This window comes from Blastochloris sulfoviridis (assembly GCF_008630065.1).
GTDB lineage: Bacteria > Pseudomonadota > Alphaproteobacteria > Rhizobiales > Xanthobacteraceae > Blastochloris > Blastochloris sulfoviridis.
The window spans coordinates 117,189-141,849 of sequence record NZ_VWPL01000009.1 but is presented as its reverse complement, the minus strand read 5'-3'; the positions used below and the strand labels follow the sequence as shown (position 1 = coordinate 141,849).

Genomic DNA, 24,661 nt, shown 5'->3' with positions numbered 1-24,661 from the left:
CTCCTCTGGAGGGATTGGGCAGGCTGGTTCCCCGCCCCGATACGCCGCCTCTCTCACCCCGTCATCACCCAGATTCCGACATAGCTCTGGTGAACACCATGATCAAGGCGCTGGCCCGCGCTCACCGCTGGAGGCGGATGCTGGAGAGCGGTGAGTTCGCGACCGTCCAGGACCTTGCCGCGGCCGAGAAGATCAACCCGTCTTATCTGGCGCGCGTTCTCCGGCTCACGCTGCTCGCGCCGGACATCGTCGAGGCGATCCTGGATGGGCGGCAGCCGGCGGGGCTGCAACTGAACGACCTGCTGGCGCCTTTTCCCGTGGAGTGGGAGCGGCAGCACGACCACATGCTCACGATGAGAATCAAGGAGCCGTTGGTGCAGGCCGATCATAGGTCGCTGAAAAAACCGTGTCGGTCAGCCAGCGCTTGAACTCCGGATTGTCACTGAATTGCTTGAACAGTTCCGTGTCGTCCTTCATCAGCCCGACGATCACACCGGCCAGCGCCTTGTCATGTTCGATCCGAGCGTTCTGCTTGTCCGAGTTCTGTTTCGCGTTCTGATAGGCGGCGTTGGCCGCGACCTTGTCGGGGATCTCGGTGGCGATCAGGCGACGGATGCGATCATTATCGGCCCAAGTGATGTTGCCGAAAAGATCATTGAAGCTGCGGATGATGTTCGACAGCCGATCCAGTTCAGGTTCGGCCTTATGACCGCCGCCGTCGATTGGGACGGGATCGATTTCTGCGTCCTGATCGGAGAGCTGCACCCGTTGTGCGGCCTGCTTCTCGACCCGGTAGCTGTCCATGTCGATGGCTTCGAGAATGCCTTTGGACAGGTCTTCCTCGCGCGGCGCCGGCAGCTTCGGCAGCAGGAAGTTCAAGAAGATCGAAAGCTTTTCCCACTCTGCATTCGTGTAGGGCAGGATTGATGAAATGAAGGCGTAGGTGCGCGCGAACGCCTTCGCCTTGCCCTTGAAATCGACCTGGCCGTCTTCGTCGAGATTGTCAGAGTAGGTTGCGACGCAGGCATCAAGGATCGGATCGACGCGGTCGCGATCCGCGCCCGAGAGATACAAGGTGACAAGCTGTTCGATTTGGGTGGGATCGTAGACTTGATATCTGTCCAGCGTCGCCTTGAGATCGTGAAGTCGGTTCGGGTCGGTCTCGTCGCTCAGGATCGTTGTTCGATAGAACGTGTCGAACGCAGCGCGGATCGTCTCGGTATCGTTCATGAAATCCAGAACGAACGCATCGTGCTTCTGCGGGTGCGCGCGATTGAGCCGCGACAAGGTCTGAACCGCTCTGATGCCCGAGAGGGCCTTGTCCACATACATCGTATGAAGAAGCGGCTGGTCGTAGCCGGTCTGGAACTTATCGGCGCAGATCAGGAAGCGGTACGGATCGGTTTCGATTCTGTCGACGATATCCTTCGAGGCGAACCCGTTGAGACTGGCTTCGGTGACCTTCGCGCCGCGGAATTCATGTTCGCCCGAGAACGCAACGATCGCACGATAGGGGCTCTTGCGTTCGACCAGATAGGCGCTCACCGCGTGAAAATACTGGATGGCGCGCTCGATCCCGGAGGTCACCACCATCGCCCGTGCCTGGCCGCCGATCTTGTTCAGCGCCAGCACCTGCTCGTGGAAATGATCAACCATGATCTCGGCCTTGAGCCTGATCGCGTGGTCGTTGCTTTCGACATAGCGGCGCAGCTTCTTCGTGGCGCGCTTGGTGTCGAATTCCGGATCGGCATCGACCGTCTTGACCAGCCGATAGTAGCTGTTGATCGGCGTGTAGTAGCGCAGCACGTCGATGATGAAACCTTCCTGGATCGCCTGCTTCATCGTGTAGCTATGGAAGGGGCGATGTTTGACCGCATCACCTTCGGGGAATGGCTCTCCGAATATCTCAAGCGTCTTGTTCTTCGGCGTCGCGGTGAACGCGAAATAGCTCGCGTTCGGGAGCATCTTGCGGCTCTCCATGATCGCGTTGATCTTGTCTTCGACGGACTCGTCCTCGTCGCTGTCTTCAGCGCCGGTCAACGCCGCGTTCAAGGCCGCTGCCGCCTTGCCGCGACATGAGATGCATGCGCGCTCTCGCCCGGGTCATCGCCGGGACAGGCGAATTCACCCCGCCTGCGCAAGCCTGGCTGCCAGCTGGGCATGACGAGTCGCGTCTTGCGGCGGCCGAATTCACTCGTCGCGGCGCGCGGCGCGTCCGGGCACCGGGGCGAACGACGTCGCGGCACAGGTGTTCGCCTCGGGGGCGGCAGCCTGTCCCGCGCAGCCGGAGCCGGAGCCGGAGGCACACTGGGCGCAGCCGGGCTTCTTGCGTTTCCCAAGGAATCCATAGGATCGCGCGAGGTAGAGCAGGGCGGCCACCGCGATCACCACCGGGATGATGATCTCCCAGGGCCCGGCCGTGGCCTCGCCACTAAGGTCGACCGCTGGCACCGGCGGAGCTGCAACGGCGGCTGTCGTGGTCATGTGGCAGTCTCCCTGGTGTTGATCGTTGCCGGCGTCGCCCGTACCGTGCGCCACACCTCGCGCGGTGATCGATAGAGCCCGACCACCACGAGCAGCGCGAGCGCGCTGCCATAGATCACCGAGATCGTCGTCAGCCCGTCGAGCGCAAGTGCCCAGCCGGTCAGCTGCACCGTGCCCGCCACCGCGAGACCGAGCATCGTCGGGAACACGATGGCGAACAGCATCCAGCGGGTGGAGGCGGTCTGCAGGCGCACCATGATCATGGTGGCGAGGCACGGCGGATAGAGCGCGAAGAACAGCATCACCGAGACCGCGGTGAGGGGCGTGTAGTTTGTTCGTCCCTGCGCCTCCATGCGATCTTCGAGGCGCTTGGCCTCGCCGTCGTCGGAGCCGAACAACACGCCGAGCGTGGCGACGCTGCTTTCGCGGGCGGCGAACGAGCTGAGCAGCGCGACGTTGATCCGCCAGTCGAACCCGGCAAAGCGCGTTACCGGCTCCATCGCCTGGCCGATGCGGCCGAGCGCGCTGACGGTGAGGCGCTCCTCCTTCATCTCGCGGCGCAGGGTCTTGCGTTCGTCGGCCAGCGTCTTGAGCGCGGACGACGCCTTGCGAGCGTTGGGGTCGGTGCCGCGGCGCAGCAGGAAGGGCACGAACTCCGGGTGACGGCTGGCATAGGCGGCATCGAGAGCATCGCTGGCGCCCTTGCCGCCGGCATTGAGCTTCTCGGCACGATAGGCGGTGTAGACATTGATCAGGTCGATCAGCCGCTCCTGGCTTGGCACCGCCGCCGCAAACGGATTGCCGGCCATCCGGTTGTGGAACTCGGCGATCGATGCCTCGGCGCGGCCCTGGAAATAGGCGATGCGGTCGGCGGACAGGCCGGGGAACTGCAGCAGCACGTAGATGACGGCTGCGACCGCGACCACGATGGTGCCGACCTTCTTGATGTAGAGCCAGGTACGGTCGAACGCCCGGCGCAGCACGCCAGTCAGCGTCGGCAAATGATAGTGCGGCAGCTCCATCACGAACGGCGCTGTCTCCATCTTGCGCAGCACGGTCACGGTGAGAAGCTTGGCCACCAGGAGCGCGACCACCACGGTGATGGTCGAGAGGTAGAACAGCACGAGCCCCTTGTTCTCGGGAAAGAACATCGAGATCAGGAGCGTGTAGAGCGGTACCTTGGCCAGGCAGTTCATGAACGGCACGGTGAGAATGGTGGCCAGGCGCGCCCTTGGGTCGGGAATCGCCTTGGTTGCCATCACGCCCGGCACGGCACAGCCGCCGGCGAACACCCCGGCCAGCACCATCGGCAGCGTCGACTGGCCGTGCAGGCCGAAGCGCTTGAGGATGCGGTCGAGGATGAAGGCGATGCGGGCCATGTAGCCGCTGTCTTCCAGGATCGCGATCAGCGAGAACAGGATGAGGAAGATCGGCACGTAATTGAGCAGAGTGTTGACGGAATCGACCATCCACAGCCCGAACGCCCGCGCGAACGGATCGGTGAGGAAGCCGGCGGCCGGCAGCACGCTGGACGCCCAGTTGCGAAAACTCGCCAGCAGCGGCCACGTGACCTTGGTCAGCTCGTAGCCCTGTACGATGGAGAGCTGATAGACTGCCCAGATGGTCGCCAGCAGGAATACTGGTGCCAGCCAGCGATTGAGCAGCACGCGGTCGATGCGCTCGGAAATCGGCAGGCCGCGCCGCCGGTCCTGGACGGATGCCTGGATGGTGTCGAGGGCATGACGCAGCCGGCAGGCGATGACGTGATCGGAGGCGCTGGTGCCAGCGCTGAGCCCGAATGTCTCCCGCGCGGATCGCGCGGCCTCGGCGATGGCCTGCCGCTCCGCCGCGGGACCGATCAGCAACGTTTCCGCCTCGCTGCCGCCGTCGAGCAAGGCGAGCGCCAGCCAGCGCGATGATATTCCGGCGGGCCGAACCGACGATTCTTCAAGGCGGCGCTCGATGTCGGCGATGGAATCCTCAAGCGTTCCGTAATCGACGATCTTCGGCGAACGAACGTGCGCGCAGCTTGCCATCTGGCGGACAGCGGCGCGCAGCTCGGCAATGCCGACACCGCGCCGGCCGACGCAGACAATGACCGGGACACCGAGCTGCGCAGCAAGAGCTTCGGGGTCGACCTTGAGACCCAGCCGCTCGGCAACGTCGATCATGTTGACGACGACGACGACCTGCACGCCCATCTCGATGAGCTGGAACGTCAGCGGCAGGCCGCGTTCGAGCGTGGAGGCATCGATCACGTTGACGATGACGTCCGGCTTCTCGCGCAGCAGGAAGTCCCGCGCCACCCGCTCCTCAAGCGAGAACGAGGTCAGGCTGTAGGTGCCGGGCAGGTCGACCACCTCGACCTTGAGGTCGCCATCGGCATAGGTGCCGCTCTTCTTCTCCACCGTCACGCCGGGATAGTTGGCGATGTGCTGGCGCGCGCCGGTGAGCGCGTTGAACAACGTCGACTTGCCGGCGTTCTGCTGGCCCGCCAGAGCGACCTTGAGACGGGCCCGCGAAGATGGATTGAGACTCGACATGACTTGTCCCGAACGGGGGAGGGTGACTAGAGGCGCCGCCACTTACGACTCACCGACCGCCGTCACCTCGATGCGATTGGCCTCGACCCGGCGCAGCGTCATGAAGGTGTTGTGGACCCGTATCTCGATGGGATCGCGCAACGGCGCGTTGCGGATCACCTCGACGCAGACGCTGGGGACGATCCCCATGTCGAGCAGCCGCCGTCGCACCGCACCGACGCCGAGCAGCGCCACCACGCGGCAGCTTTCGCCGGGACGGAGATGGTCGAGCCGCCGTGCCGGCGTCTCATCGTCCTGCCACGCGCCGCGTCCGCCGGCAATGGACGCCGTCTCCAGTGCGGTTTCGCTCAGGATCATGTCGGTCATGGCTGCTGCTCCCCGCCCGGAAATGACTCTTCCGGTGGCGCAGCCGGGCGCCGCGCCACCGGAGACCAGCTTCCCGCCGCCGAAGGCGAAGGATCGCCAACGGCAGCCTGGAACGCAGGTTTCACTTGAAGTCGAAGGCGCGGATCCAGATCACCGCGTCCTGGCTCAGCTCCTTACCCTCGAATTCCTTGGCCGGGCCGCTGCCCAGCGCAGCAAAGCCCCAGAAGCCGGCGCGCGGCACGCCGAACGAGAACACGCCGTTGGAGTCGGTCTTCACCACGATGGCGCCGCCTTCGGGCGCCTTGACGGTGACCTTGCCCGGCTTGTTGGCCTTCATGTCCGGCGGGGCGGCCATGTACTCGACCTCGATCTCGGCGTCGGCGACCGGCTTGCCCTCCGACAGCACGACACCCGAGAAGGTCGAGCCGGCGAGCACATTGGTGGGCTTCACCAGCGGCACGATCTCGGTCGGCAGGCCGACCGGCTTGTCCCAGCCATCGGGAATGCCGCCCTTGTTCAGGAACGATTTGGTGATCTGCTGGATGTAGGAGCCTTCGCTCTTCTCGAAATAGGGCTTGGGCGTCAGCGCGACGATGTAGTCGCCGTTACGCTTGATATCGAGGACGGCCTCGAACGCCTTGGCCTCGTTGTCGGCGCCCCGGAAGGTGATCGGCTTCAGCTTCGACTTCAGGTCGGTCTTCTCACCCTTGAACACCAGCACCAGCGCTTCGGGCTCGCCCATGTCCATAACGTGGCCGTTCTCCAGCGGATGCCAGAAAATGAACTTCATCGGCACGGCGGCCGGCTTCTCCAGGTTCACATCGGGTGTGTAGGCGAGCTGGAAATGGGCCTGGGCCGCCGACGCGGCAGCGAGCAGCATGCCGGCAGCAAGAACAGTCGACGTCTTCATCGTAGTATTCCCTCGGTGGCAAGCACAGATGGCGGTCTGACATGCGCCATCAAACCATTCATGCGGAAAATCCGGCGCACCGGTGGCCGGAGCACGCGCAATTTTCGGATTTCAGGGCTGTGTCAGTGTATATCGGAGCCCTTGATATTGATCTGGTGGCCCTCGCCGGCATCGAAGCGAACGAAAAAATCTTCGCCCGGCTTGTTGAAGGTGAATTCGCTGTTCTTGTTCATTGCGCCTTCAGCCAGAACTTTGCCGTCCTTCCCGCTCACCAACATTCGCACGCCGGCCGCCGAGGCGCCGTCGGAGAAGCCGCCCTCGCACAGGATGGTGCCATCCTTGTTGTCGTAACAAGAACACAGCGCAGTGTGAGCCGCCGCAGGCGCGACCGAAAACGCGGCACCAGCAAGAAGGCCAATCGCCAAAGACGAGAGGATGTGGTGTTTCATTCGAACCCCCAGTACGTTGTGTGAATGAGTATTTCCTGCGAGATGATGCTTCATCGCAGCGTCCAATAACCATCACAGACAATGAAGGAGCTCGAACTGTATGCGACGAAATCTGTCTGCGCTCTCCAAACAGGAATGATATGCAGAAGCAGTAGCGGCGCCGCGAGGGGGAGTCAAGGTATTGATAGAAAATGGAATTATTCCAATTCTAGCTTCGGCGTGGCAATGTCAGCCTTTGGCCGGCGGCCTCTGATCCACGCAGGCTGACATGGCATGGCATGCTTGCGCGCGCTCGCCGTGGTCGTCGCCGGGACAAGCCCGGCGATGGCGGGAGTTGTTCCCGCCATGCCGCCCGAGCCCGCAGGTTCCCATCGATTCAGGCCGATATTCGGCTTCTCCAGCGCACTGTCGCGGCGACCATCGGCGCGGCCGCGGATCGTCAGTGGCAATCGTAACCGCTCGCGCTCTGCGCTTGCGAAAGATATGAAAGGATCGCCGATGTCATTATCTAGACGACTCGAAGAAACAGCTCGAATGGCCGCGTCGTCCGATTTGTGTTGATGCGTTATCCGGCATTTCAGGAATGTATGAACCTGTGCCAGCATCAACATGAGAGCAAATATTTTATATTCGAGTGGCAGTCTTCGTGTTTTGGTTGTCAGATTCTCATCGACGATGCGTGCCGATGTTGTTAGGCTGAAACGTGGTTCCCGCTTCGGTGAGTCCGAACGGGATGAAAAGGGAACACGGTGCGTCGCGTCCGCGCGGCAATTCCGAGGCTGCCCCCGCAACTGTAAGCGGTGAAGATCGCCGAGAGTGACCACTGGCCCGAAGGGCTGGGAAGGGTCGGCGAGATGATGATCCGCGAGCCAGGAGACCTGCCACACCCGCTCGTTCGCGAGCGGTCTGTCGTCGGACGCCGGGGTGAGCGTCGTGCAACATCACGGGCGCTGGCGTCCGTGTGAGCCGTTGACCTCCCAAGCGTCTCCTTTCGGTGCAAGGGCCGCGCTGCGGCCCTCGTTGGGGGACTGTTGTCGTGAAGGTTCTGAAATCCGCACTCGTGGTGGCGGCAATGGCGGCGTGCGCCGCGACGCCCGCCAGGGCCCATTTCCAGCTCGTCTATACGCCCGAGGTCAATCTCGAAAAGGCCCGCGAGATTCCGCTGCTCTTGGCGTTCTGGCATCCGTTCGCCAATGGCCACGCCATGGACATGGGCAAGCCCGAGGCGTTCTTCGTGGTCCACAAGGGCGAGAAGACCGACCTGCTCGGCAAGCTCTCCCCGGTCAGCTTCCGCGGCGCGGAGAACGCGGCGGCGGCCTTCGAGACCAAGGTGCCGGTGCGCCGGATGGGCGACTACATCTTCGTGCTGGTGCCCGCGCCCTACCTTGAGAAGAGCGAAGGCAAGTTCATCCAGCAGATCACCAAGTCGTTCGTCAACCAGGGCGGCGTGCCGACCGGCTGGAGCCAGCCGGTCGGGCTTCCGACCGAGATCGTACCGCTCAACAAGCCGACCAACGTGATGGCAGGATCGACCTTTTCGGGCGTGGTGCTGTCCGAAGGCAAGCCGGTCTCGGGAGCGGAGATCGAGATCGAATATCTCGCCGCCGAGCCGGACATCGCAGCTCGCAAGGCCGGCAAGGCGAAGGTCGCGCCGCCGCCGGGCGGCGCCATCGTCGCGGTCACCGACGCCAATGGCTTGTTCACTTTCGGCATTCCCAAGGCCGGGTTCTGGGGCTTCGCCGCGCTCGGCTGTGGCCCGGCCAAGCAGCACGACGGCAAGGATTTGTCGCAGGACGCGGTGCTGTGGATCCGCGCCGTCGATTTGAAGTGACACCACCGGAGGCGGGGACATGCATATCGTCGATGGCGCGCTGTCGATGCCGGTGGTGGTGGCCGGCACCGCGCTCGCGGTGGTGGGAATTGGTATCGGCCTCAAGCGCATGCCGACCGACAAGATCCCCGCCGCCGGCGTCCTGAGCGCAACGTTCTTCGTCGCCTCGCTGGTCCACGTGCCGATCGGGCCGTCGAGCGTCCATCTCATCCTCAACGGCCTGGCCGGGCTGGTGCTCGGCTGGGCGGCGTTTCCGGCGCTGTTCGTCGGGCTGCTGCTGCAGGCGGTGTTCTTCGGTTTCGGCGGCATCACCGTGCTTGGCGTCAACACCCTCAACATCGCGCTGCCGGCGGTGATCGTCTATTACCTGTGCCGGCCGGGCATTGTCTCCGGCTCGCCCGCTGTGGCGGCGGTGTGGGGCGCGCTTGGCGGCGCGTTGGCCATCATGCTGACGACGCTCGCGGTCGGCATCGCGCTCGCCGCCTCGGGTGACGAGTTCATTCCCGCCGCCAAGCTGGTGTTCTTCGCCCACATTCCGGTGATGGCGATCGAGGCGGCGTTGACCGGCGCGGCGGTGCTGTTGGCGCGCCGGGTCAAGCCGGAGCTGTTCGCGTCACCGGCGACCGCTGGATAGGATCCAAGATCATGCAAAAGATTGCTGCAATCCTTGTTCTGGCGCTGTCGCTGGGCTGGTCCGCGCCGGCGCTGGCGCACAAGGTGGTGGCGGGCGCGTACGCCAGCGGCGATGCGATCGAGGGCGAGATCGGCTTCTCGGACGGCGAGCCTGCGAAGAATGTCCTGGTCGAGGTGTTCGACGAGGACGGCACCAGGCTCGGCGAGGTGCGCACGAAGGAGGACGGCACCTTTGTGTTTGAGCCCAAGGCGGCGGTCACCCACATCTTCCGCGCCGATCTCGGCGCCGGCCACGTTGCCGAAATCCGCGTCGACAGGAGCGAACTGCCGGCGTCGCTGACGACGGGCGGACAACCCACGCCGGATGCGGCCGGCGGGCCGCCGCTGGGCGAAGCATCGAGCGCAGCAGCTCCCAGCGTCGCTCCGCCCGTCACTGCCGAGCCGCCGCCACAATCCAGTCCCGCGGCCTTGACCGAGGCGCAACGCGCCGTCGTCGCCGAACTGATCCGCAACGAGATCCGGCCACTGCGGCGCGAGGTCATCGCCTACAGGGAGAAGAACGACCTGCAGAGCATCCTCGGTGGCATCGGCTACATCGTCGGCCTGTTCGGGCTGTGGTTCTTCCTGGCGGCACGCCGCCAGGCGCGGGCCGGCTGATGGGGCACGTTGTCCGGGCCGGCGCTGCCGCAGGGCTGCTCGATCCCGCAACCGGCCACGGACCGATTGCGCGGCGCGACGCCCGGCTGCGGGTCGTGGCGGAGGCGGCGTTCGCGGTCACGGTAGTGGCGCTGGCGCGCCTCGACGTGCTGGCGTTGGCCTTGGCGTGCGCCATCGCCGCGATGCTGCTGGCCCGGCTGCCGGTGGCGCAAACCCTACGCCGTGTCGCGGCGATGGACACCTTTATCGTCGTGATGATCGCGATGCTGCCATTCACCGTGCCTGGCACCCCAGCGTTCGAACTGTTCGACCTCGTCGCATCATGGGAGGGGCTGGCGAAGGCCGCCGCCATCGCGCTCAAGGCCAATGCGGTGGTGCTGATGGCGATGGCGCTGCTGTCCACGCTGGAACCGGTGACACTCGCGCGCGCCTTGCGCGGCCTCGGCATGCCGGAACGGCTGGTGCACCTCGTGCTGTTCACCGTGCGCTATGTCGACGTGCTCGACCAGGAATACCGCAGGCTGCGCACAGCCATGCGGGCGCGCGGCTTTCGCCCGGCCAACTCGCGCCACACCTATGTCAGTTTCGGCTATCTGGTCGGCATGATGCTGGTGCGGGCGCTGGAGCGTTCCGAGCGAATCCTCAAGGCGATGAAGTGCCGCGGCTTTTCCGGCCGCCTGACGCTCGATGCGCGTTGGGAGCCGGGGCGGGGCGACGTCGCGTTTGGCGCCGTGTTCACCGGCCTGATCCTGGGCCTGATCGTGCTGGAGGCGCAGGGTGGCATTGCTGCTTGAGGCGCAAGGCGTGGTGTTCGGCTATCCCAGCCAGCCGGCGGTGCTGGACGGCGCCGACCTTGCTCTCGGGCCGGGCGAGCGCGTGTGCCTCGAAGGCGCCAATGGCGCCGGCAAGAGCACGCTGCTGCAGATCCTGGTCGGGCTGCTGGTGCCGCAGGCCGGCACGGTGGTGGCGTTCGGCCGCGAGCGGCGTGCCGAGCGCGATTTCTACGAGGTCCGCCGCCGCGCCGGGCTGGTATTCCAGGATCCCGACGACCAGCTGTTCTGCCCCACCGTGGCCGAGGACGTGGCGTTCGGCCCGCTCAACATGGGCAGGAGCCGCGCCGAGGTCGCGGACATCGTCCAATGCACGCTGGATGAGCTGAACCTCACGCACCTTCGCGACCGCGTCACCCATAAGCTGTCGGGCGGCGAGAAGCGGCTGGTGACGCTCGCCGCGGTGCTGGCGATGGCGCCGGACGTGCTGCTGCTCGACGAGCCGACCAACGCGCTCGACGAACCGACCCGCGAGCGGCTGACCGCCATCCTCACCACACTGCCGCAGGCGATGATCATCGTCTCGCACGACCCGCTGTTTCGCCGCGCTGTGGCGACCCGCTCCGTCCGCCTGGAGCGGGGACGCATTCAACCCATCGGCGAGGGCCAACGCGGCATCACGCACGGTCCGCGCCTCGCGCGGAAAGGCTAGGAGTCCTTCATGTCGATCGAGAAGATCCCCGTTACCATCATCACCGGCTTTCTCGGCGCCGGGAAGACCAGCCTGATCCGCCATCTCATCGAGGCGCCGCATGGGCGCAGGCTCGCCATCCTGGTCAACGAGTTCGGCGACGTCGGCGTCGATGGCGACATCCTCAAAGGTTGCTCTGACGCCAACTGCCCAAAGGACGCCATCGTCGAGCTGACCAATGGCTGCCTGTGCTGCACGGTGGCCGACGAGTTCGTGCCGACCATCTCGGCGCTGCTGGCGCGGCCCGAGCCGCCGCAGCACATCCTGATCGAGACGTCCGGGCTGGCACTGCCGAAGCCGCTGCTGAAGGCGTTCGACTGGCCGGATTTGCGCACCCGCATCACCGTCGATGGGGTAATCGCGATCGCCGATGCCGAGGCGGTGGCCGACGGCCGCTTCGCACCAGACCTTGCAGCGGTGGCGGCGCAGCGTGGCGCGGACGCCAGCGTCGGCCACGACACCCCGCTCGGCGAGGTGTTCGAGGACCAGGTGGCGTGCGCCGACCTCGTCATCCTCAACAAGGTCGATCTCGTCGATGCCGAGGCGCTGGCGAGGGCGCGCGAAATCATCCAGGCCGAGAGCCCGCGCCGCATCCCGGTTGTCGAGGCCACCGAAGGCCGGGTCGATCCGCGCATCGTGCTCGGCATCAACGCGGCGGCAGAAGCGGACCTCGACGCAAGGCCGAGTCACCACGAGAGCCACGACGCCCACGATCATGACGATTTCGAGACCATCGACGTTACGCTGTCGGCGCAGACCGATGTTGATGCGCTCATCGCCAAGGTCGAGGCCGCGGCCCGCGATCACGGCGTGCTGCGTGCCAAGGGCTATGTCGCGGTGGCGGAAAAGCCGATGCGGCTTCTGGTGCAGGGTGTCGGTGCGCGGGTGCGGGCGCAGTTCGACCGCGCCTGGATGCCAAACGAAGAGCGCATCTCGCGCCTCGTGGTGATTGGCGAGAAGGGCTTCGACCACGCCGCGGTGACGAGGCTGCTGCAGGGGGCCTGATGCACATCCTGCTGCGCGAGACACACGGGCTGGAGGAGGCGGCGGTTGCCCAGGATCTCGGGCAGGCGCCGGCCGATCTCGTGGTGCTGTCGTTCGCCGACAGCGATCTCGGCGCATTCGCCGCCGGCTGGCAGGCCGGGCGCGCAAGAGCATTTTCCGCAAAATTGGATACCGGTTTTGCGACAGAAAATGCGAAAGAACAGGAACGCGGAGCATCCGTCCGGTTCAATCAGGCTGGCGGATGCTCCGCGCTTCCGTCGCTGCGACTCGCCAATCTCGCGCGGCTTACGCACCCGCTGTCGGTCGACCTCTATATCGAGAACACGCTTCGTCACGCCCGCGCCATCTTGATCCGCCTGCTCGGCGGGCTCGACTATTGGCGCTATGGCGTCGAACAGGTGCGGGCGATCGCGCACGCCCGCGGCATCAAGCTGGCGATCGTGCCCGGCGATGGCCGCGCCGACCCGAGATTGGACGAGGCGTCCACGGTGCCGGTGGCGGTGCTGCGCCGCCTCACGGCGCTGTGCGAGATTGGCGGGGCACAGGCGGCCGCGGCCGCGCTGGCCGAGTTGGCGCGCGCCGCAGGTCTTCAGGCCGCGGCGCTGCAGGTGGTGCCGGCGTTGCCGCGCCACGGCTATTTTCCCGGCGATCCGGCGACGTGTCCGGTCGAGACGCCGCGGGCTGGGGAGGCACCCCGCGCGCTCATCGTGTTCTATCGCGCGTTCCTGGTGGCCGCCGACCTTGAGCCGGTCGAGCAACTGATGGCCGGGTTCGCGGCGCGCGGTATCACGCCGGTCGCGGTATTCGTCGACAGCCTAAAGGCGCGGGACACCGACCGCTGGCTGCGCGGCGAGCTTGCCCGCATCCAACCCGACATCGTCGTCAACGCCACCGCGTTCTCGGCGCGCGATGCCGATGGCTCGCCGTTCGAGGCGACAGATGCCGTGGTGCTGCAGGTGGCGTTGGCGGGATCCGTGCGCGCCGCCTGGGCGGAATCGGAGCGCGGGCTGTCGCCGGCGGATCTTGCCATCCACGTCGTGCTGCCGGAGATCGACGGCCGGGTGTTCGCCGGCGTCGTCTCGTTCAAGGAGCCGCAGCCTGTCGATCCCGACCTCGGCTTCGCCCGCGTCCGCCACGCCGCCGACCCTGAGCGCATCCAGGCGGTGGTCGCGCGGGCACTGGCCATCATCCATCTGCGGCGCACGCCGCCGGGCGAACGCCGGCTCGCCTTGGTGCTGTCGGCCTATCCGGGGCGCGACGACCAGATTGCCCACGCGGTGGGGCTGGACGCGCCGGAAAGCGCCATCGAGATTGTGCGGCTGTTGGCGGGCGCGGGCTATCGCGTCGCCGACATGCCGCTCGACCATGGCGCGCTGATCGGTCGGCTGCTTGCTGCCGAGATGCGCTGGCCGCTCGCCGACTATTGCGCCGCGCTCGACGCCATCGATCCGGCGCTGCGCGACGGCGTCCTGGCGCAATGGGGTCCGCCTGAAGATGATCCCACGGTCGAGGATGGCGCGTTCCGCTTCCGCGCCACGCGCTGCGGCAACCTCATCGTCGCCGCGCAACCCGATCGCGGCGCGCGCGCCGACCGCGCCGCCGAATATCACGACCCGCGCCGCCCACCGCGGCATGCCTTCGTCGCGTTCTATCTGTGGCTGCGGCAGGTCACCCGCATCGATGCGCTGGTCCATATCGGCGCCCACGGCACGCTGGAGTGGCTCCCGGGAAAATCGGTGGCGCTGTCCTCGGCGTGCTGGCCCGAAATGCTGGTCGGCTCGACCCCGGTGATCTATCCCTTCATCGTCAACGATCCCGGCGAGGCCGCCACCGCCAAGCGCCGGCTCGGCGCGGTGACCATCGGCCACATGACGCCGCCGCAGCGGCGCGGGCCGCTGCCGCCGGGGCTGCGCACGGTCGAGCGGCTGCTCGACGAATATTCCAACGCCGACGGGCTCGACCCACGCCGGCGCGAGCGGCTGGCGAACGACATCTTCAAGGCGGCGCAGCACTCTGGCCTCGACCGCGACAGCGGCCTCAAACCGGATATGGCGCCGCGCGAGGCGGTGGTGAAGCTCGACGCCTTCGTGTGCGACGTTAAGAACTCGCTGTTTCCCGATGGCCTCCATGTGTTCGGCCGCGTACCGATGCTGCCGGAGGACGACGACAGCTTCAACGGGCCGCTCGCTGCCATGCCGTTTGCGGCCTGCGCCGAGGCCGAACGCGCCGGGCTGCTCAAGGCGCTGGAGGGCAGGGCGGTGCCGCCGGGGCCGGCCGGCTCGCCCTGGCGTGGCCGCCGCGACGTGCTGCCGACCGGCCGCAACCTCTTCACCATCGACCCGCGTGCCGTACCGAGCCGGGCGGCCGCGCTGCAGGGCGAGCGCCTCGCGGCAGCGCTGTTGACGCGCCATTTGCAGGACCATGGCGAGCATCCCCGCAATGTGGTGGTCGATTTGTGGGGCTCGGCCACCATGCGCACCGCCGGCGAGGAGTTCGCCATGGCGCTCAGCCTGATCGGCGTGGCGCCGGTGTGGGACGCCACCTCCGACCGGGTGTCGGGCTTCGAGGTGCTGACGCTGGCCCAGCTTGGCCGGCCGCGCATCGACGTCACGCTGCGCATCTCCGGCCTGTTCCGCGACGTGTTCGCCAATCTGCCGGTGCTGTTCGAGCAGGCGGCGGCGGCGCTGGCGCGGCGCGCCGAGCCGATCGGCGACAATCCGTTCCGCGGCCGGGAGGGCCCGCGGGTGTTCGGCCCGGCGCCGGGCGGCTATGGCGTGCGCGTGGCGGAGATGGTCGACGAACTGACGCCGGACACTGCCGCCGCCGCGGCCGAAGCGTGGCTGGCGGGCAGCGCGTTTACTTACGGTGGTCGCGATGATGGCGAACCCGCCCGGACCGCGCTGGAGGAGCGCGCCGGCAATGCCGACGCCTTCGTCCACACCCAGGACCTGCCGGAAACCGACCTCCTGATGGCACCTGACTACGCCGCGCACGAGGCCGGCTTTGCCGCCGCCGCGCGCACGCTCGGCGGGGCGCCCGCGCTCTACCACGCCGATTCAGCGCGGGCCGAGGCACCGCGCATGCGCACCCTGCCGGAGGAGATCGCCCGGGTGGTGCGGGCGCGCGCCGCCAATCCGCGCTGGATCGAGGGCCAGATGCGCCACGGCTTCCGCGGCGCCGCCGAGATCGCCTGGACGCTCGACCAGATGGCGCTGTTCGCCCACCTCGCCGGCGTGGTCGAGAGCCATCACGTCGACCTCTATTATGACGCGACCCTTGGCGACGACGCGGTGCGGCAGTTCCTGGAGGCCGCCAATCCCGGCGCCGCGGAACAGATGCGTCGGCGTTTCCGCCATCTCATCGACGCCGGTTATTGGGACATGCGCAAGAACAGCGTCATCGACGCCCTCGCGCCGCCGGACGCAGTGGAGCCGTCGCCAGGGGAGCGGCAAAAATGAATTTTCGACCCGACTTGACTCCACGGCGCGCTGGGGACCACAGTCCCGCCGTCGTGGTTCTGCGGACTTCTCACGTCTGCAGCTAAGAGGGAATCCGGTGCGCTGCGGCTCGAACGAGCCAGCTAATCCGGGGCTGCCCCCGCAACTGTGAGCGGCGAGCCGACGTCCATCGGTTTTCATGGATCGCGAAGCGATCTTGAGGAAGCCGAATAACGTCACTGGAGCAATGCTCCGGGAAGACGGACGAAGGCGACGACCCGCGAGCCAGGAGACCTGCCGCGACTTGATAACGTCCCTGGGCGGGGTGTCCCGGTGGTGCGCTTGCGAATCCGCAGCGGACTGCCCGCGCGGATCCTTCTGCATGCGACCGCTCGGCCTTTGCCCCCAACATTTTGGGGTTCAAGCCGATGTCTATCCTCTCACTTCCTGTCGCCACGCTGGGCGTGCCGCGGATCGGTCCGCGCCGCGAGCTGAAATTCGCGCTGGAGCGCTACTGGTCCGGCAAGATCGATGCCGCCGGGCTCAAGGACGCGGCCGCCGGGCTGCGCGCCGCAAGCTGGGCGTGCCAGAAGGCGCGCGGCGTTTCCGTGATTCCGTCGAACGACTTCTCGCTCTACGATCATGTGCTCGACACCGCCGCGATGGTCGGCGCGGTACCGGCGATCTATGGCTGGCAAGGTGGCGAGGTGCCGTTGGATACCTATTTCGCCATGGCCCGCGGCCGTCAGGGCGCCGAAGGCGGCTGTGCGTGCGGTCACGACGCGACCGGCGTGCCGGCGCTCGAAATGACCAAGTGGTTCGACACCAACTATCACTATATGGTGCCGGAGTTTCAGCCGGGGCAGCGCTTCGCGCTCGCCTCGACCAAGCCGGTCGACGAATACCGCGAGGCGGCGGGGTTGGGATTCGCCACCCGCCCTGTGCTGCTCGGGCCGGTGAGCTTCCTCAAGCTCGGCAAGTGTCACGACGCGAGCTTCGACCGCCTGTCGCTGCTCGCCGGGCTGGTTCCGGTCTATATCGAGGTGCTGCGCCGGCTGGCCGCCAACGGCGCGGACTGGGTGCAGATCGACGAGCCGTGCCTCGTTCTCGACCTTTCGGATGCCGAGCGGCAGGCTCTGCGCGACGCCTATGGCATGATCGCCTACGCGCTGCCGAAGCTGAAGATCATGCTGACCAGCTATTTCGGTGGTCTCGGCGGCAATTTGGTGACGGCGCTGGCGCTGCCGGTCGCGGGCCTGCACCTCGATCTGGCGCGCGCGCCCGGCCAGCTCGACGACGTACTGGCGAAGGCGCCGCGTGGGCTGGTCCTGTCGCTGGGCGTGATCGACGGCCGCAACGTCTGGCGTGCCGACCTCGACGCCATTCTGGACCGGCTTGAGCCGGTGGTCGCACGCCGCGGCGCCGATCACCTGGAACTGGCGCCATCCTGCTCGCTGCTGCACGTGCCGGTCGATCTTGACCTCGAAACCGATCTCGACCCCGACCTCAAGCGCTGGCTGGCGTTCTCGCGGCAGAAGATGGGCGAGCTCGCGGTGCTGGGCAAGGCGCTGGCCCAGGGACGCGGCGCGGTGCGCGTTGAACTCGACGAGGCCGCCGCGGCGATTTCCGCGCGGCGGTCCTCGCCCAAGGTGCATGATGCGGCAGTGGCGGCGCGCACGGCGGCGATCCAGCCGTGGATGTCATGGCGGGCGAGCCCCTTCCCGGAACGGCGAGAGGTTCAGCGGGCAGCGCTGAAGCTGCCGCCGTTCCCCACCACCACCATCGGCTCGTTTCCGCAAACCGAGACCGTGCGCAAGGCGCGCGCCGCATTCGCCAAGGGCGAGTTGAACGCCGCCGCCTATGAGACTTTTCTGCGCAACGAGACCGACGCGGCGGTCCGCTGGCAGGAGGAGGTCGGTATCGACGTGCTGGTGCACGGCGAGTTCGAGCGCAACGACATGGTGCAGTATTTCGGCGAGCAGCTTTCCGGCTACGCCTTCACCAGGCACGGCTGGGTGCAGAGCTACGGTTCGCGCTATGTACGCCCGCCGATCATTTTCGGTGACGTGTCACGCCCTGAACCGATGACGGTGGCGTGGTCGAGCTTCGCGCAATCGCTGACGCGGCGGCCGGTGAAGGGCATGCTCACCGGGCCGGTGACCATGCTGCAGTGGTCGTTCGTGCGCGACGACCTGCCGCGCGCCGAGGTGTGCCGGCAGATCGCGCTCGCTCTGCGCGACGAGGTGGAAGACCTCGAAGCGGCGGGCCTCAAGGTCATCCAGATCGACGAGCCGGCGCTGCGCGAGGGGCTGCCGCTGCGCCGCGCCGAGTGGCAGGCCTATCTCGACTGGGCGGTGGATTCGTTCCGGCTCGCGGCGGCCGGCGTGCGCGACGACACCCAGATCCACACCCACATGTGCTACGCGGAATTCAACGACATTATCGATTCGATCGGGGCGCTCGACGCCGACGTCATTTCGATCGAGACCTCGCGTTCGAAGATGGAGCTGCTCGACGCCTTTGCGATCTATCGCTACCCCAACGAGATCGGCCCCGGCGTCTACGACATCCATTCGCCGCGCGTGCCGACCACGGCGGAGATGCTTGAGCTGTTGACCAAGGCGACGCAACGGTTGTCGCCCGACCAGATTTGGGTCAATCCCGATTGCGGGCTGAAGACAAGGCGTTGGGAGGAGGTCCGCCCGGCGCTGGTCAACATGGTGGCGGCGGCGCGCCAGATGCGCGCGAACAGGGCAGAGGCGGCGGAATGAGCGGGCAGGGGGTGCGGGCGACGCGGCTGGTCGACATCGTCTTTCCCGGCGACACCAACCATCACGGCACGCTGTTCGGCGGCATCGGCCTTGCCCACATGGACAAGGTGGCGTTCATCACCGCCACCCGCCATGCGCCGGTCGATTTCGTCACCGCGTCGTGCGACGGCATCGACTTCCAGGCCCCGGGCCGGCTCGGCGACATCATCGAGTTGACCGGACAGGTGGTGAAGGTCGGCCGCCGCTCGCTCGCCGCCGAGGTCGAGATGGTGGCGGAATCACCGCTCACCGGCGCGCGCGTGCGCTGCGGCGGCGGCGTGTTCAACATGGTCGCGGTCGGCGACGGCCTGGCCGCGCTGGGTGGGCAACTGCCGCCGCTGACCCGCGATCAGGCACCGGAGCCGGATGGCGAGTTGCGCTCGGTGGAACTGGTGTTTCCCGAGCACACCAGCCACTACGGCAGCCTTTATGGCGGCAATGCGCTCGCTGCCATGGGCAAGGCGGCGTTCGTGGTGGCGACGCGCCGTTGCCGCCGCGCGGTGGTGCTGGCGGCGGCCAAGCACGTCGACTTCACCCAGCACATCCACAAGGGCGAGATCGTCGAGCTGGTGTCGCGAGTCAGCGGCGTCGGCCGAACCTCAATGACCGTCACGGTGGAGATGTGGGCGGAGACGCCGGCCTCGGGCGCGCGCCGCCAATGCGGCCAGGGCGCGTTCGTGATGGTGGCGGTGGACGACCAACACCGCCCGATTCCGGCGCGGCCGGCCAGCGCGGCGCTGGCTGCAACCGGCTGATGCGGTGAACGGCCTGAGCCGGGTGCTTGACTCGACTCGGGCCTCCCGCCTACAGCATATAGCGCTACGGTTCCCCAGATGCTCAACATCTGGGGTTAAGAGGGAAGCCGGTGCAATACCGGCGCTGCCCCCGCAACTGTGAGCGGCGAGCGTTCGGCCATTTTCGTCACTGACGCGATGCGTTGGGAAGACCGGCCGACCGCGGCGACCCGCGAGCCAGGAGACCTGCCGCAGCACGATGCATCTTCGGCCCTCAAGGGCGGGAGATTGCATTCGCATCAATCTCCTCGGGCGGGGTGTCCCGGAGGGGCGCGTCGGCGTCGCGGCCTTGGCTCGCGCGTCCGCCACGGCCTTCCGTGTCCTCGTCAGAGACATCGCGCAATACTGCTGCCGAGGAAGCCATGGCCCCCGCTGTGCCCGTCGTCTCGCCGTCCGCCGTCGTCAAGCGCTCGGGCCAGATCGTCGTCTTCGATGGCGAGAAGATCCGCATCGCCATCGAGCGCGCCGGCAAGGCCACCGGCGAGTTCGACCGGCCGGAGAGCACGCACCTCGCCACCCAGGCGATCAAGGTGCTGGCGCATCGCTTCAAGGATCAGGCGCCGCACATCGAGCAGATCCAGGACGTGGTCGAGCAGGTGCTGATCTCCGCCGATCATTTCGCGACAGCGCGTGCCTACATCGTCTATCGCGAGCAGCGCGCCCGGCTGCGGCGCGACGCCAAGACCGCGGTCGATGTCGAGACCTCGATCAACGAATATCTCGACCGCGCCGACTGGCGGGTCAGCGCCAACGCCAACCAGGGCTATTCGCTGGGCGGGCTGATCCTCAACGTATCGGGCAAAGTGGTGGCCAATTATTGGCTGTCGCACGTCTATCCGCCCGAGGTCGGCCGCGCCCACCGCGAGGGCGACATCCACATCCACGACCTCGACATGCTGGCCGGCTACTGCGCCGGCTGGTCGCTACGCACGCTGCTCACCGAAGGCCTCAACGGCGTGCCCGGTAAGGTCGAAGCCGGGCCGCCGAAGCACCTGTCCAGCGCGGTTGGCCAGATCGTCAATTTTCTCGGCACGCTGCAGAACGAGTGGGCCGGCGCCCAGGCGTTCTCGTCGTTCGACACCTATCTGGCGCCGTTCGTGCGCAAGGACCGCCTGCCTTACGCCGAGGTGCGCCAGTGCATCCAGGAACTGGTCTATAACCTCAACGTGCCCTCGCGCTGGGGCACCCAGACGCCGTTCACCAACCTCACCTTCGACTGGACCTGTCCGGCCGATTTGCGCGACCAGGTGCCGGTGATCGCCGGCCAAGAGATGCCGTTCACCTATGGCGACCTTCAGCCCGAAATGGACGCCATCAACCAGGCCTATATCGAGGTGATGACGCAGGGCGACGCCAAGGGCCGCGTCTTCACCTTCCCGATTCCGACCTACAACATCACGCCTGATTTTCCGTGGGAGAGTGAGAACACCGACCGCCTGTTCGAGATGACGGCGAAGTACGGGCTTCCCTATTTCCAGAACTTCGTCAATTCCGAGCTGAAGCCGCACATGGTGCGCTCGATGTGCTGCCGCCTGCAGCTCGATCTGCGCGAGCTCCTGAAGCGTGGCAACGGCCTGTTCGGCTCGGCCGAGCAGACCGGCTCGGTCGGCGTCGTCACCCTCAATTGCGCGCGGCTCGGCTATCTCTGCCGCGGCGATGATGCCGGCTTGTTCGCACGGCTCGACGCATTGGCGGAGATCGCCCGCACCAGCCTGGAGATCAAGCGCAAGGCGATCCAGCGCCACATCGACGCCGGGCTGTTTCCCTACACAAGGCGCTATCTCGGCACGCTGCGCAACCACTTCGCCACCATCGGCGTCAACGGCATCAACGAGATGATCCGCAACTTCACCGCCGATGCCGAGGACATCGCCACCGAATGGGGCCACGCCTTCGCTGTGCGGGTGCTCGACCATCTGCGCGCGCGCATCACGGCGTTCCAGGAGGAGACCGGCCACCTCTATAACCTTGAGGCGACGCCGGCCGAGGGCACCACCTATCGCTTCGCGCGCGAGGACAGAAAGCGCTTTCCCGGCATCCTGCAGGCTGGCACGCCCGACCAGCCCTATTACACCAATTCCAGCCAGCTGCCGGTCGGCTTCACCGACGATCCGTTCGAGGCGCTGGCGCGGCAGGACGAGCTGCAGCGCAAATACACCGGCGGCACCGTGCTGCACCTCTATATGGGCGAGCGCATCTCGTCGGCCGCCGCGTGCAAGACGCTGGTGCGGCGAGCGCTGGAGAATTTCCGGCTGCCCTATCTCACCGTGACGCCGACCTTCTCGATCTGTCCCAAGCACGGCTACATCGCGGGCGAGCATGCCTTCTGCCCGAAATGCGACGCCGAGCTGATCGCCCGCAAGCGCGTTGCCCATTGAACACACCGGAAGCCCCCATGACCCATATGCCCAAGTCCGTCAGCATGACGCCTGCCACCATGACGCCCGCCATCGAGCTTGACGACGCCGAGCGCCAGCCCTGCGAGATCTGGACGCGGGTGATGGGCTATCACCGCCCGGTGGCCTCGTTCAATCGCGGCAAGCAGGGCGAGTTCGCCGAGCGGCGCTGCTTCAGCGAGCGGCAGGCGAAACTCGAGTCGAAGGGTGACTGAGCTCAGCATCGGCGGGCTGGCGCGGTGGTCGAGCTGCGACTGGCCGGGACAGCTCGTCGCCACGGTGTTCCTGCAAGGGTGTCCGTGGCGCTGCCGCTATTGCCACAATCCGCACCTGTTGCCGGCGCGCAGCGATGGCGAGATCGCGTGGCGCGAGGTGCTGGCGTTTCTCCAAGCGCGGCGCGGCCTGCTCGATGGCGTGGTGTTCTCCGGCGGCGAGCCGACGATCCAGGCAGCGCTGCCGGAGGCGATGGATGCGGTGCGGGCGCTGGGCTTCGGCGTCGGATTGCACACCGGCGGCCCGGCACCGGAACGGCTCAAGGCGGTGCTGCCGCTGGTCGATTGGGTGGGCTTCGATGTCAAGGCGCCGTTCGACGACTACGCCCGCATCACCGGCGTTCCCGGCAGCGGGGAGGCGGCGCGCAGCAGCCTGAAGCTCTTGCTTGCCAGCGGCGTCGCCTGCGACCTGCGCACCACCGTCCATCCGGCGCTGCTTGATGAGACAGCACTGGCGCGCCTTGCGGACGATCTCGCCGCGCTCGGCACGACGACCCGCCTGCAGCCGTTCCGCGTCCACGGCTGCATCGATCCCGAACTGATCGCCCAGGCGCAAGCAGACCACCGGCCGCACCCAGGGCGGTCGGCCGGTCCGCGGCTTCCCGAACCTGCTCGCCACCCTCGATGAGGAATGCGTCATCACCCTCTACACGAGGGCAACCCTGGCCCATGTCGGCGACAAGCGTGGACAAGAAAGGCGTGGACAAGAACGCGGAGCATCTGCGCACAACACAGAAAAAACAATAACATCAAATAGATATGGCGGACGGGGTGGGATTCGAACCCACGAGAGGCTTGCACCTCTGGCGGTTTTCAAGACCGCTGCCTTCAACCGCTCGGCCACCCGTCCCGTGCCGACAATTGGTCCAGGCCGCTCCGCAAGGCAAGTCCGGACTGCACCTTTGTGCGACATTCGGGCTCGATGACCGGCGCCTTGTCGTCCCGCTGCCAATCCGGCCGCCAATAATCCTGCAGCGATCCCGCCACACGCCTGGGGATGTGTGCGGTCGCGGCGCGGTCGGCTATGCTGCGGCGCAACACGAAGGCAGGACGGAACGCTGCATGGCCGAGACGATCGATTCGGTTCGGGTGCGCCACCGCGACCTCGAACGCTACGCCAACTGCGCGCTGAGCATCGGCCGCACCCTGATGGAGTGCGGGACACGGGTGAAGGTGGTGCACGATGGGGCGGCGATGGTCGCCCGCGGGCTCGGCGTCGAGGCGGTCGGCCTGCGCTCCGGCTATGCCTCGCTCGAAATCACCGTCGGCCACGGCGTCAACACGATCACCCGCATGATGCCGGTCGGCCGCCACGGCGTGAACCAGCGGCTCGATCTCGCGGTGCGGCGGCTGGCGGCGAAGGCCGCGGCCGGCGGCATGACGGTCGACCAGATCAATGCCGAACTGGCGCATCTCGTGGCATCGACGCCGCGCCATCCCGCTTGGTTCGTTGCGCTCGCCACCGGCATCGCCTGCGCCGCCTTCGGCCGCCTGCTTGGCGTCGACTGGCCGGCGGTGCTGGCGATCCTGCTCGCCGGGACGGCGGGGCAGGGGGTGCGGCACGTGCTTCTGGCACGCAACATGAACTTCTTCGTGGTCACCGCGATCATCGCCTTTCTGGCGGCGAGCCTCGGCGGCATCGGCGCGCGCCTCAACGGCAGCGCCACCGTCGATATGGCGATGATGGCCTCCATCCTGCTGCTGGTGCCGGGCGTACCGGCCACCAATGCCCAGGCCGACATCATGGACGGGTTTCCCACCGTCGGCAGCGCGCGGGTGGTGTGGGTGGTCATGGTGATGGTGTTCGCCACCACCGGGATGGCCCTGGCCCAGACGCTGCTCGGCCTGTCGCTGCTGGGGATGACGCAATGAGCGCGGACGTCATCGTGCAGGCGCTGCCGCACCTCGGCCATCAGGCGCTGTTCGGCGCCATCGCCGCGGCCGGCTTCGGCGTTCTGTTCAATTTCGGACCGGCGATGCTGATCTGGTGCGGAGCCGCCGGCGCCTTCGCCCTTGCCGTGCGTTCCGGCGGGCAGGATCTCGGCTGGCCTCTGGAGGCCGCCTCGTTCGCCGCGGCCCTGGCCACCAGCTGCAGCGCCATCCTGGTCCGCCGCTGGCTCGGCGCGGCCTCCGGCGCGGTCGCGCTTGCCGGCTGCATACCCATGGTGCCCGGAGCGTTCTTCGGTCACGCGCTGCTCGGCTTCTTCGCCGTCACCACCGTTCAGCCCAGCGAGGCCATCACCCCCGTCGTCGATGCCATGCAGTATATGTTGCGGGTCAGCTTCACATTGGGCGCCATCGGTGCAGGTCTGGCGATCCCGACGCACCTCATCCGCAATCCCGATTACTAAATGCAACCAAAGGAGGATTCTCTCTCGAATGCGCCCGCCTGCGTAGAGGTGCTGGGCTACGCTCCGTTTACCATAATGGTCGACGCCCCAATTTCGTCGAATTCAACCGATGTGGTCATGGTAGCGTTAATCGACTGGGATTCCGGCCACGGCCGGGCGAGGGGCGTTTGATGGGAAAGCCTTTGGCGGCAGGCTGCCGTAT

22 protein-coding genes, 1 tRNA gene and 3 riboswitches are annotated in these 24,661 nt (G+C 66.7%); of the genes, 15 read left to right on the top strand and 8 right to left on the bottom strand.

Annotation, left to right across the window (positions count from 1 at the left end):
- Window positions 1-5 precede the first annotated feature (5 nt).
- A complete protein-coding gene (locus tag F1193_RS17255) occupies window positions 6-428 on the top strand; it encodes a hypothetical protein (protein WP_246164191.1) in 423 nt (140 codons plus the stop codon).
- On the opposite strand, the gene F1193_RS07360 is transcribed toward F1193_RS17255, so the two are convergent.
- From F1193_RS07360 to F1193_RS07330, 7 genes are all read right to left on the bottom strand, one after another.
- On the bottom strand, window positions 361-2,052 hold the full coding sequence (locus tag F1193_RS07360) for a type I restriction enzyme subunit R domain-containing protein (RefSeq protein ID WP_210247320.1): 1,692 nt from the start codon (window positions 2,050-2,052) through the stop codon (window positions 361-363). The genes F1193_RS17255 and F1193_RS07360 overlap by 68 nt on opposite strands.
- Before the next feature lie 138 nt (window positions 2,053-2,190).
- Window positions 2,191-2,484 (bottom strand): hypothetical protein, encoded by a 294-nt coding sequence (locus F1193_RS07355; RefSeq protein ID WP_150097027.1) that lies wholly within the window; start codon window positions 2,482-2,484, stop codon window positions 2,191-2,193.
- On the bottom strand, window positions 2,481-5,027 hold the full coding sequence (gene feoB, locus F1193_RS07350) for a ferrous iron transport protein B (protein WP_150097026.1): 2,547 nt from the start codon (window positions 5,025-5,027) through the stop codon (window positions 2,481-2,483). Before feoB ends, F1193_RS07355 begins: the two co-directional genes overlap by 4 nt.
- A gap of 42 nt (window positions 5,028-5,069) precedes the next feature.
- Entirely contained in the window at window positions 5,070-5,393 is a 324-nt protein-coding gene (locus F1193_RS07345; RefSeq protein WP_210247319.1) for a FeoA family protein, read from the bottom strand.
- 121 nt (window positions 5,394-5,514) lie between these two features.
- Window positions 5,515-6,303: a DUF4198 domain-containing protein gene (locus tag F1193_RS07340; protein ID WP_150097025.1), complete on the bottom strand. Its 789-nt coding sequence runs from the start codon at window positions 6,301-6,303 to the stop codon at window positions 5,515-5,517.
- A gap of 122 nt (window positions 6,304-6,425) precedes the next feature.
- Window positions 6,426-6,752, bottom strand: a complete 327-nt coding sequence (locus F1193_RS07335; RefSeq protein WP_150097024.1) for a hypothetical protein — start codon at window positions 6,750-6,752, stop codon at window positions 6,426-6,428.
- 197 nt (window positions 6,753-6,949) lie between these two features.
- Entirely contained in the window at window positions 6,950-7,363 is a 414-nt protein-coding gene (locus tag F1193_RS07330; RefSeq protein WP_150097023.1) for a hypothetical protein, read from the bottom strand.
- A 76-nt stretch (window positions 7,364-7,439) separates the two neighbouring features.
- Window positions 7,440-7,652: riboswitch (cobalamin riboswitch) on the top strand.
- A 136-nt stretch (window positions 7,653-7,788) separates the two neighbouring features.
- On the opposite strand from F1193_RS07330, the gene F1193_RS07325 reads away from it, so the two are divergent.
- The 12 genes from F1193_RS07325 to F1193_RS07270 all read left to right on the top strand — a co-directional run bounded on the left by F1193_RS07325 (window position 7,789) and on the right by F1193_RS07270 (window position 22,736).
- A complete protein-coding gene (locus F1193_RS07325; protein ID WP_246164185.1) occupies window positions 7,789-8,583 on the top strand; it encodes a DUF4198 domain-containing protein in 795 nt (264 codons plus the stop codon).
- A 19-nt stretch (window positions 8,584-8,602) separates the two neighbouring features.
- Entirely contained in the window at window positions 8,603-9,217 is a 615-nt protein-coding gene (cbiM, locus tag F1193_RS07320; protein ID WP_150097022.1) for a cobalt transporter CbiM, read from the top strand.
- A gap of 11 nt (window positions 9,218-9,228) precedes the next feature.
- The gene (locus tag F1193_RS07315) at window positions 9,229-9,873 is read left to right on the top strand and encodes a transthyretin-like family protein (protein ID WP_150097021.1); all 645 of its coding nucleotides are present in this window, start codon (window positions 9,229-9,231) and stop codon (window positions 9,871-9,873) included.
- A complete protein-coding gene (gene cbiQ / locus F1193_RS07310; protein WP_150097020.1) occupies window positions 9,873-10,667 on the top strand; it encodes a cobalt ECF transporter T component CbiQ in 795 nt (264 codons plus the stop codon). Before F1193_RS07315 ends, cbiQ begins: the two co-directional genes overlap by 1 nt.
- Entirely contained in the window at window positions 10,651-11,355 is a 705-nt protein-coding gene (locus F1193_RS07305) for an energy-coupling factor ABC transporter ATP-binding protein (protein WP_150097019.1), read from the top strand. The genes cbiQ and F1193_RS07305 overlap by 17 nt, the downstream gene beginning before the upstream one ends.
- 9 nt (window positions 11,356-11,364) lie before the next feature.
- Window positions 11,365-12,399, top strand: coding sequence for a cobalamin biosynthesis protein CobW (cobW, locus tag F1193_RS07300; protein WP_150097018.1), 1,035 nt, complete (start codon window positions 11,365-11,367; stop codon window positions 12,397-12,399).
- A complete protein-coding gene (gene cobN / locus F1193_RS07295) occupies window positions 12,399-15,857 on the top strand; it encodes a cobaltochelatase subunit CobN (RefSeq protein ID WP_150097017.1) in 3,459 nt (1,152 codons plus the stop codon). Before cobW ends, cobN begins: the two co-directional genes overlap by 1 nt.
- 37 nt (window positions 15,858-15,894) lie before the next feature.
- A riboswitch (cobalamin riboswitch) is annotated at window positions 15,895-16,152 on the top strand.
- A 112-nt stretch (window positions 16,153-16,264) separates the two neighbouring features.
- Window positions 16,265-18,607, top strand: coding sequence for a 5-methyltetrahydropteroyltriglutamate--homocysteine S-methyltransferase (gene metE / locus F1193_RS07290; protein ID WP_150097016.1), 2,343 nt, complete (start codon window positions 16,265-16,267; stop codon window positions 18,605-18,607).
- Window positions 18,604-19,401, top strand: coding sequence for an acyl-CoA thioesterase (locus F1193_RS07285; protein WP_150097015.1), 798 nt, complete (start codon window positions 18,604-18,606; stop codon window positions 19,399-19,401). Before metE ends, F1193_RS07285 begins: the two co-directional genes overlap by 4 nt.
- A 50-nt stretch (window positions 19,402-19,451) precedes the next feature.
- Window positions 19,452-19,648, top strand: a riboswitch (cobalamin riboswitch).
- 154 nt (window positions 19,649-19,802) lie between these two features.
- A complete protein-coding gene (locus F1193_RS07280; protein ID WP_150097014.1) occupies window positions 19,803-21,818 on the top strand; it encodes a ribonucleoside triphosphate reductase in 2,016 nt (671 codons plus the stop codon).
- A gap of 17 nt (window positions 21,819-21,835) precedes the next feature.
- Window positions 21,836-22,051 carry an anaerobic ribonucleoside-triphosphate reductase gene (nrdD, locus tag F1193_RS07275; protein WP_246164183.1) on the top strand — a complete coding sequence of 72 codons (216 nt, stop codon included), beginning with the start codon at window positions 21,836-21,838 and terminating at the stop codon, window positions 22,049-22,051.
- Window positions 22,044-22,736 (top strand): anaerobic ribonucleoside-triphosphate reductase activating protein, encoded by a 693-nt coding sequence (locus F1193_RS07270; protein ID WP_150097013.1) that lies wholly within the window; start codon window positions 22,044-22,046, stop codon window positions 22,734-22,736. The genes nrdD and F1193_RS07270 overlap by 8 nt, the downstream gene beginning before the upstream one ends.
- Before the next feature lie 132 nt (window positions 22,737-22,868).
- Here the strand turns inward: F1193_RS07270 and F1193_RS07265 are convergent.
- A tRNA-Ser gene (locus F1193_RS07265) sits at window positions 22,869-22,958 on the bottom strand.
- A gap of 212 nt (window positions 22,959-23,170) precedes the next feature.
- Between F1193_RS07265 and F1193_RS07260 the strand changes: the two genes are divergently transcribed.
- Entirely contained in the window at window positions 23,171-23,980 is an 810-nt protein-coding gene (locus F1193_RS07260; RefSeq protein WP_150097012.1) for a threonine/serine exporter family protein, read from the top strand.
- Window positions 23,977-24,459, top strand: coding sequence for a threonine/serine exporter family protein (locus tag F1193_RS07255; protein ID WP_150097011.1), 483 nt, complete (start codon window positions 23,977-23,979; stop codon window positions 24,457-24,459). The genes F1193_RS07260 and F1193_RS07255 overlap by 4 nt, the downstream gene beginning before the upstream one ends.
- Window positions 24,460-24,661: the final 202 nt, after the last annotated feature.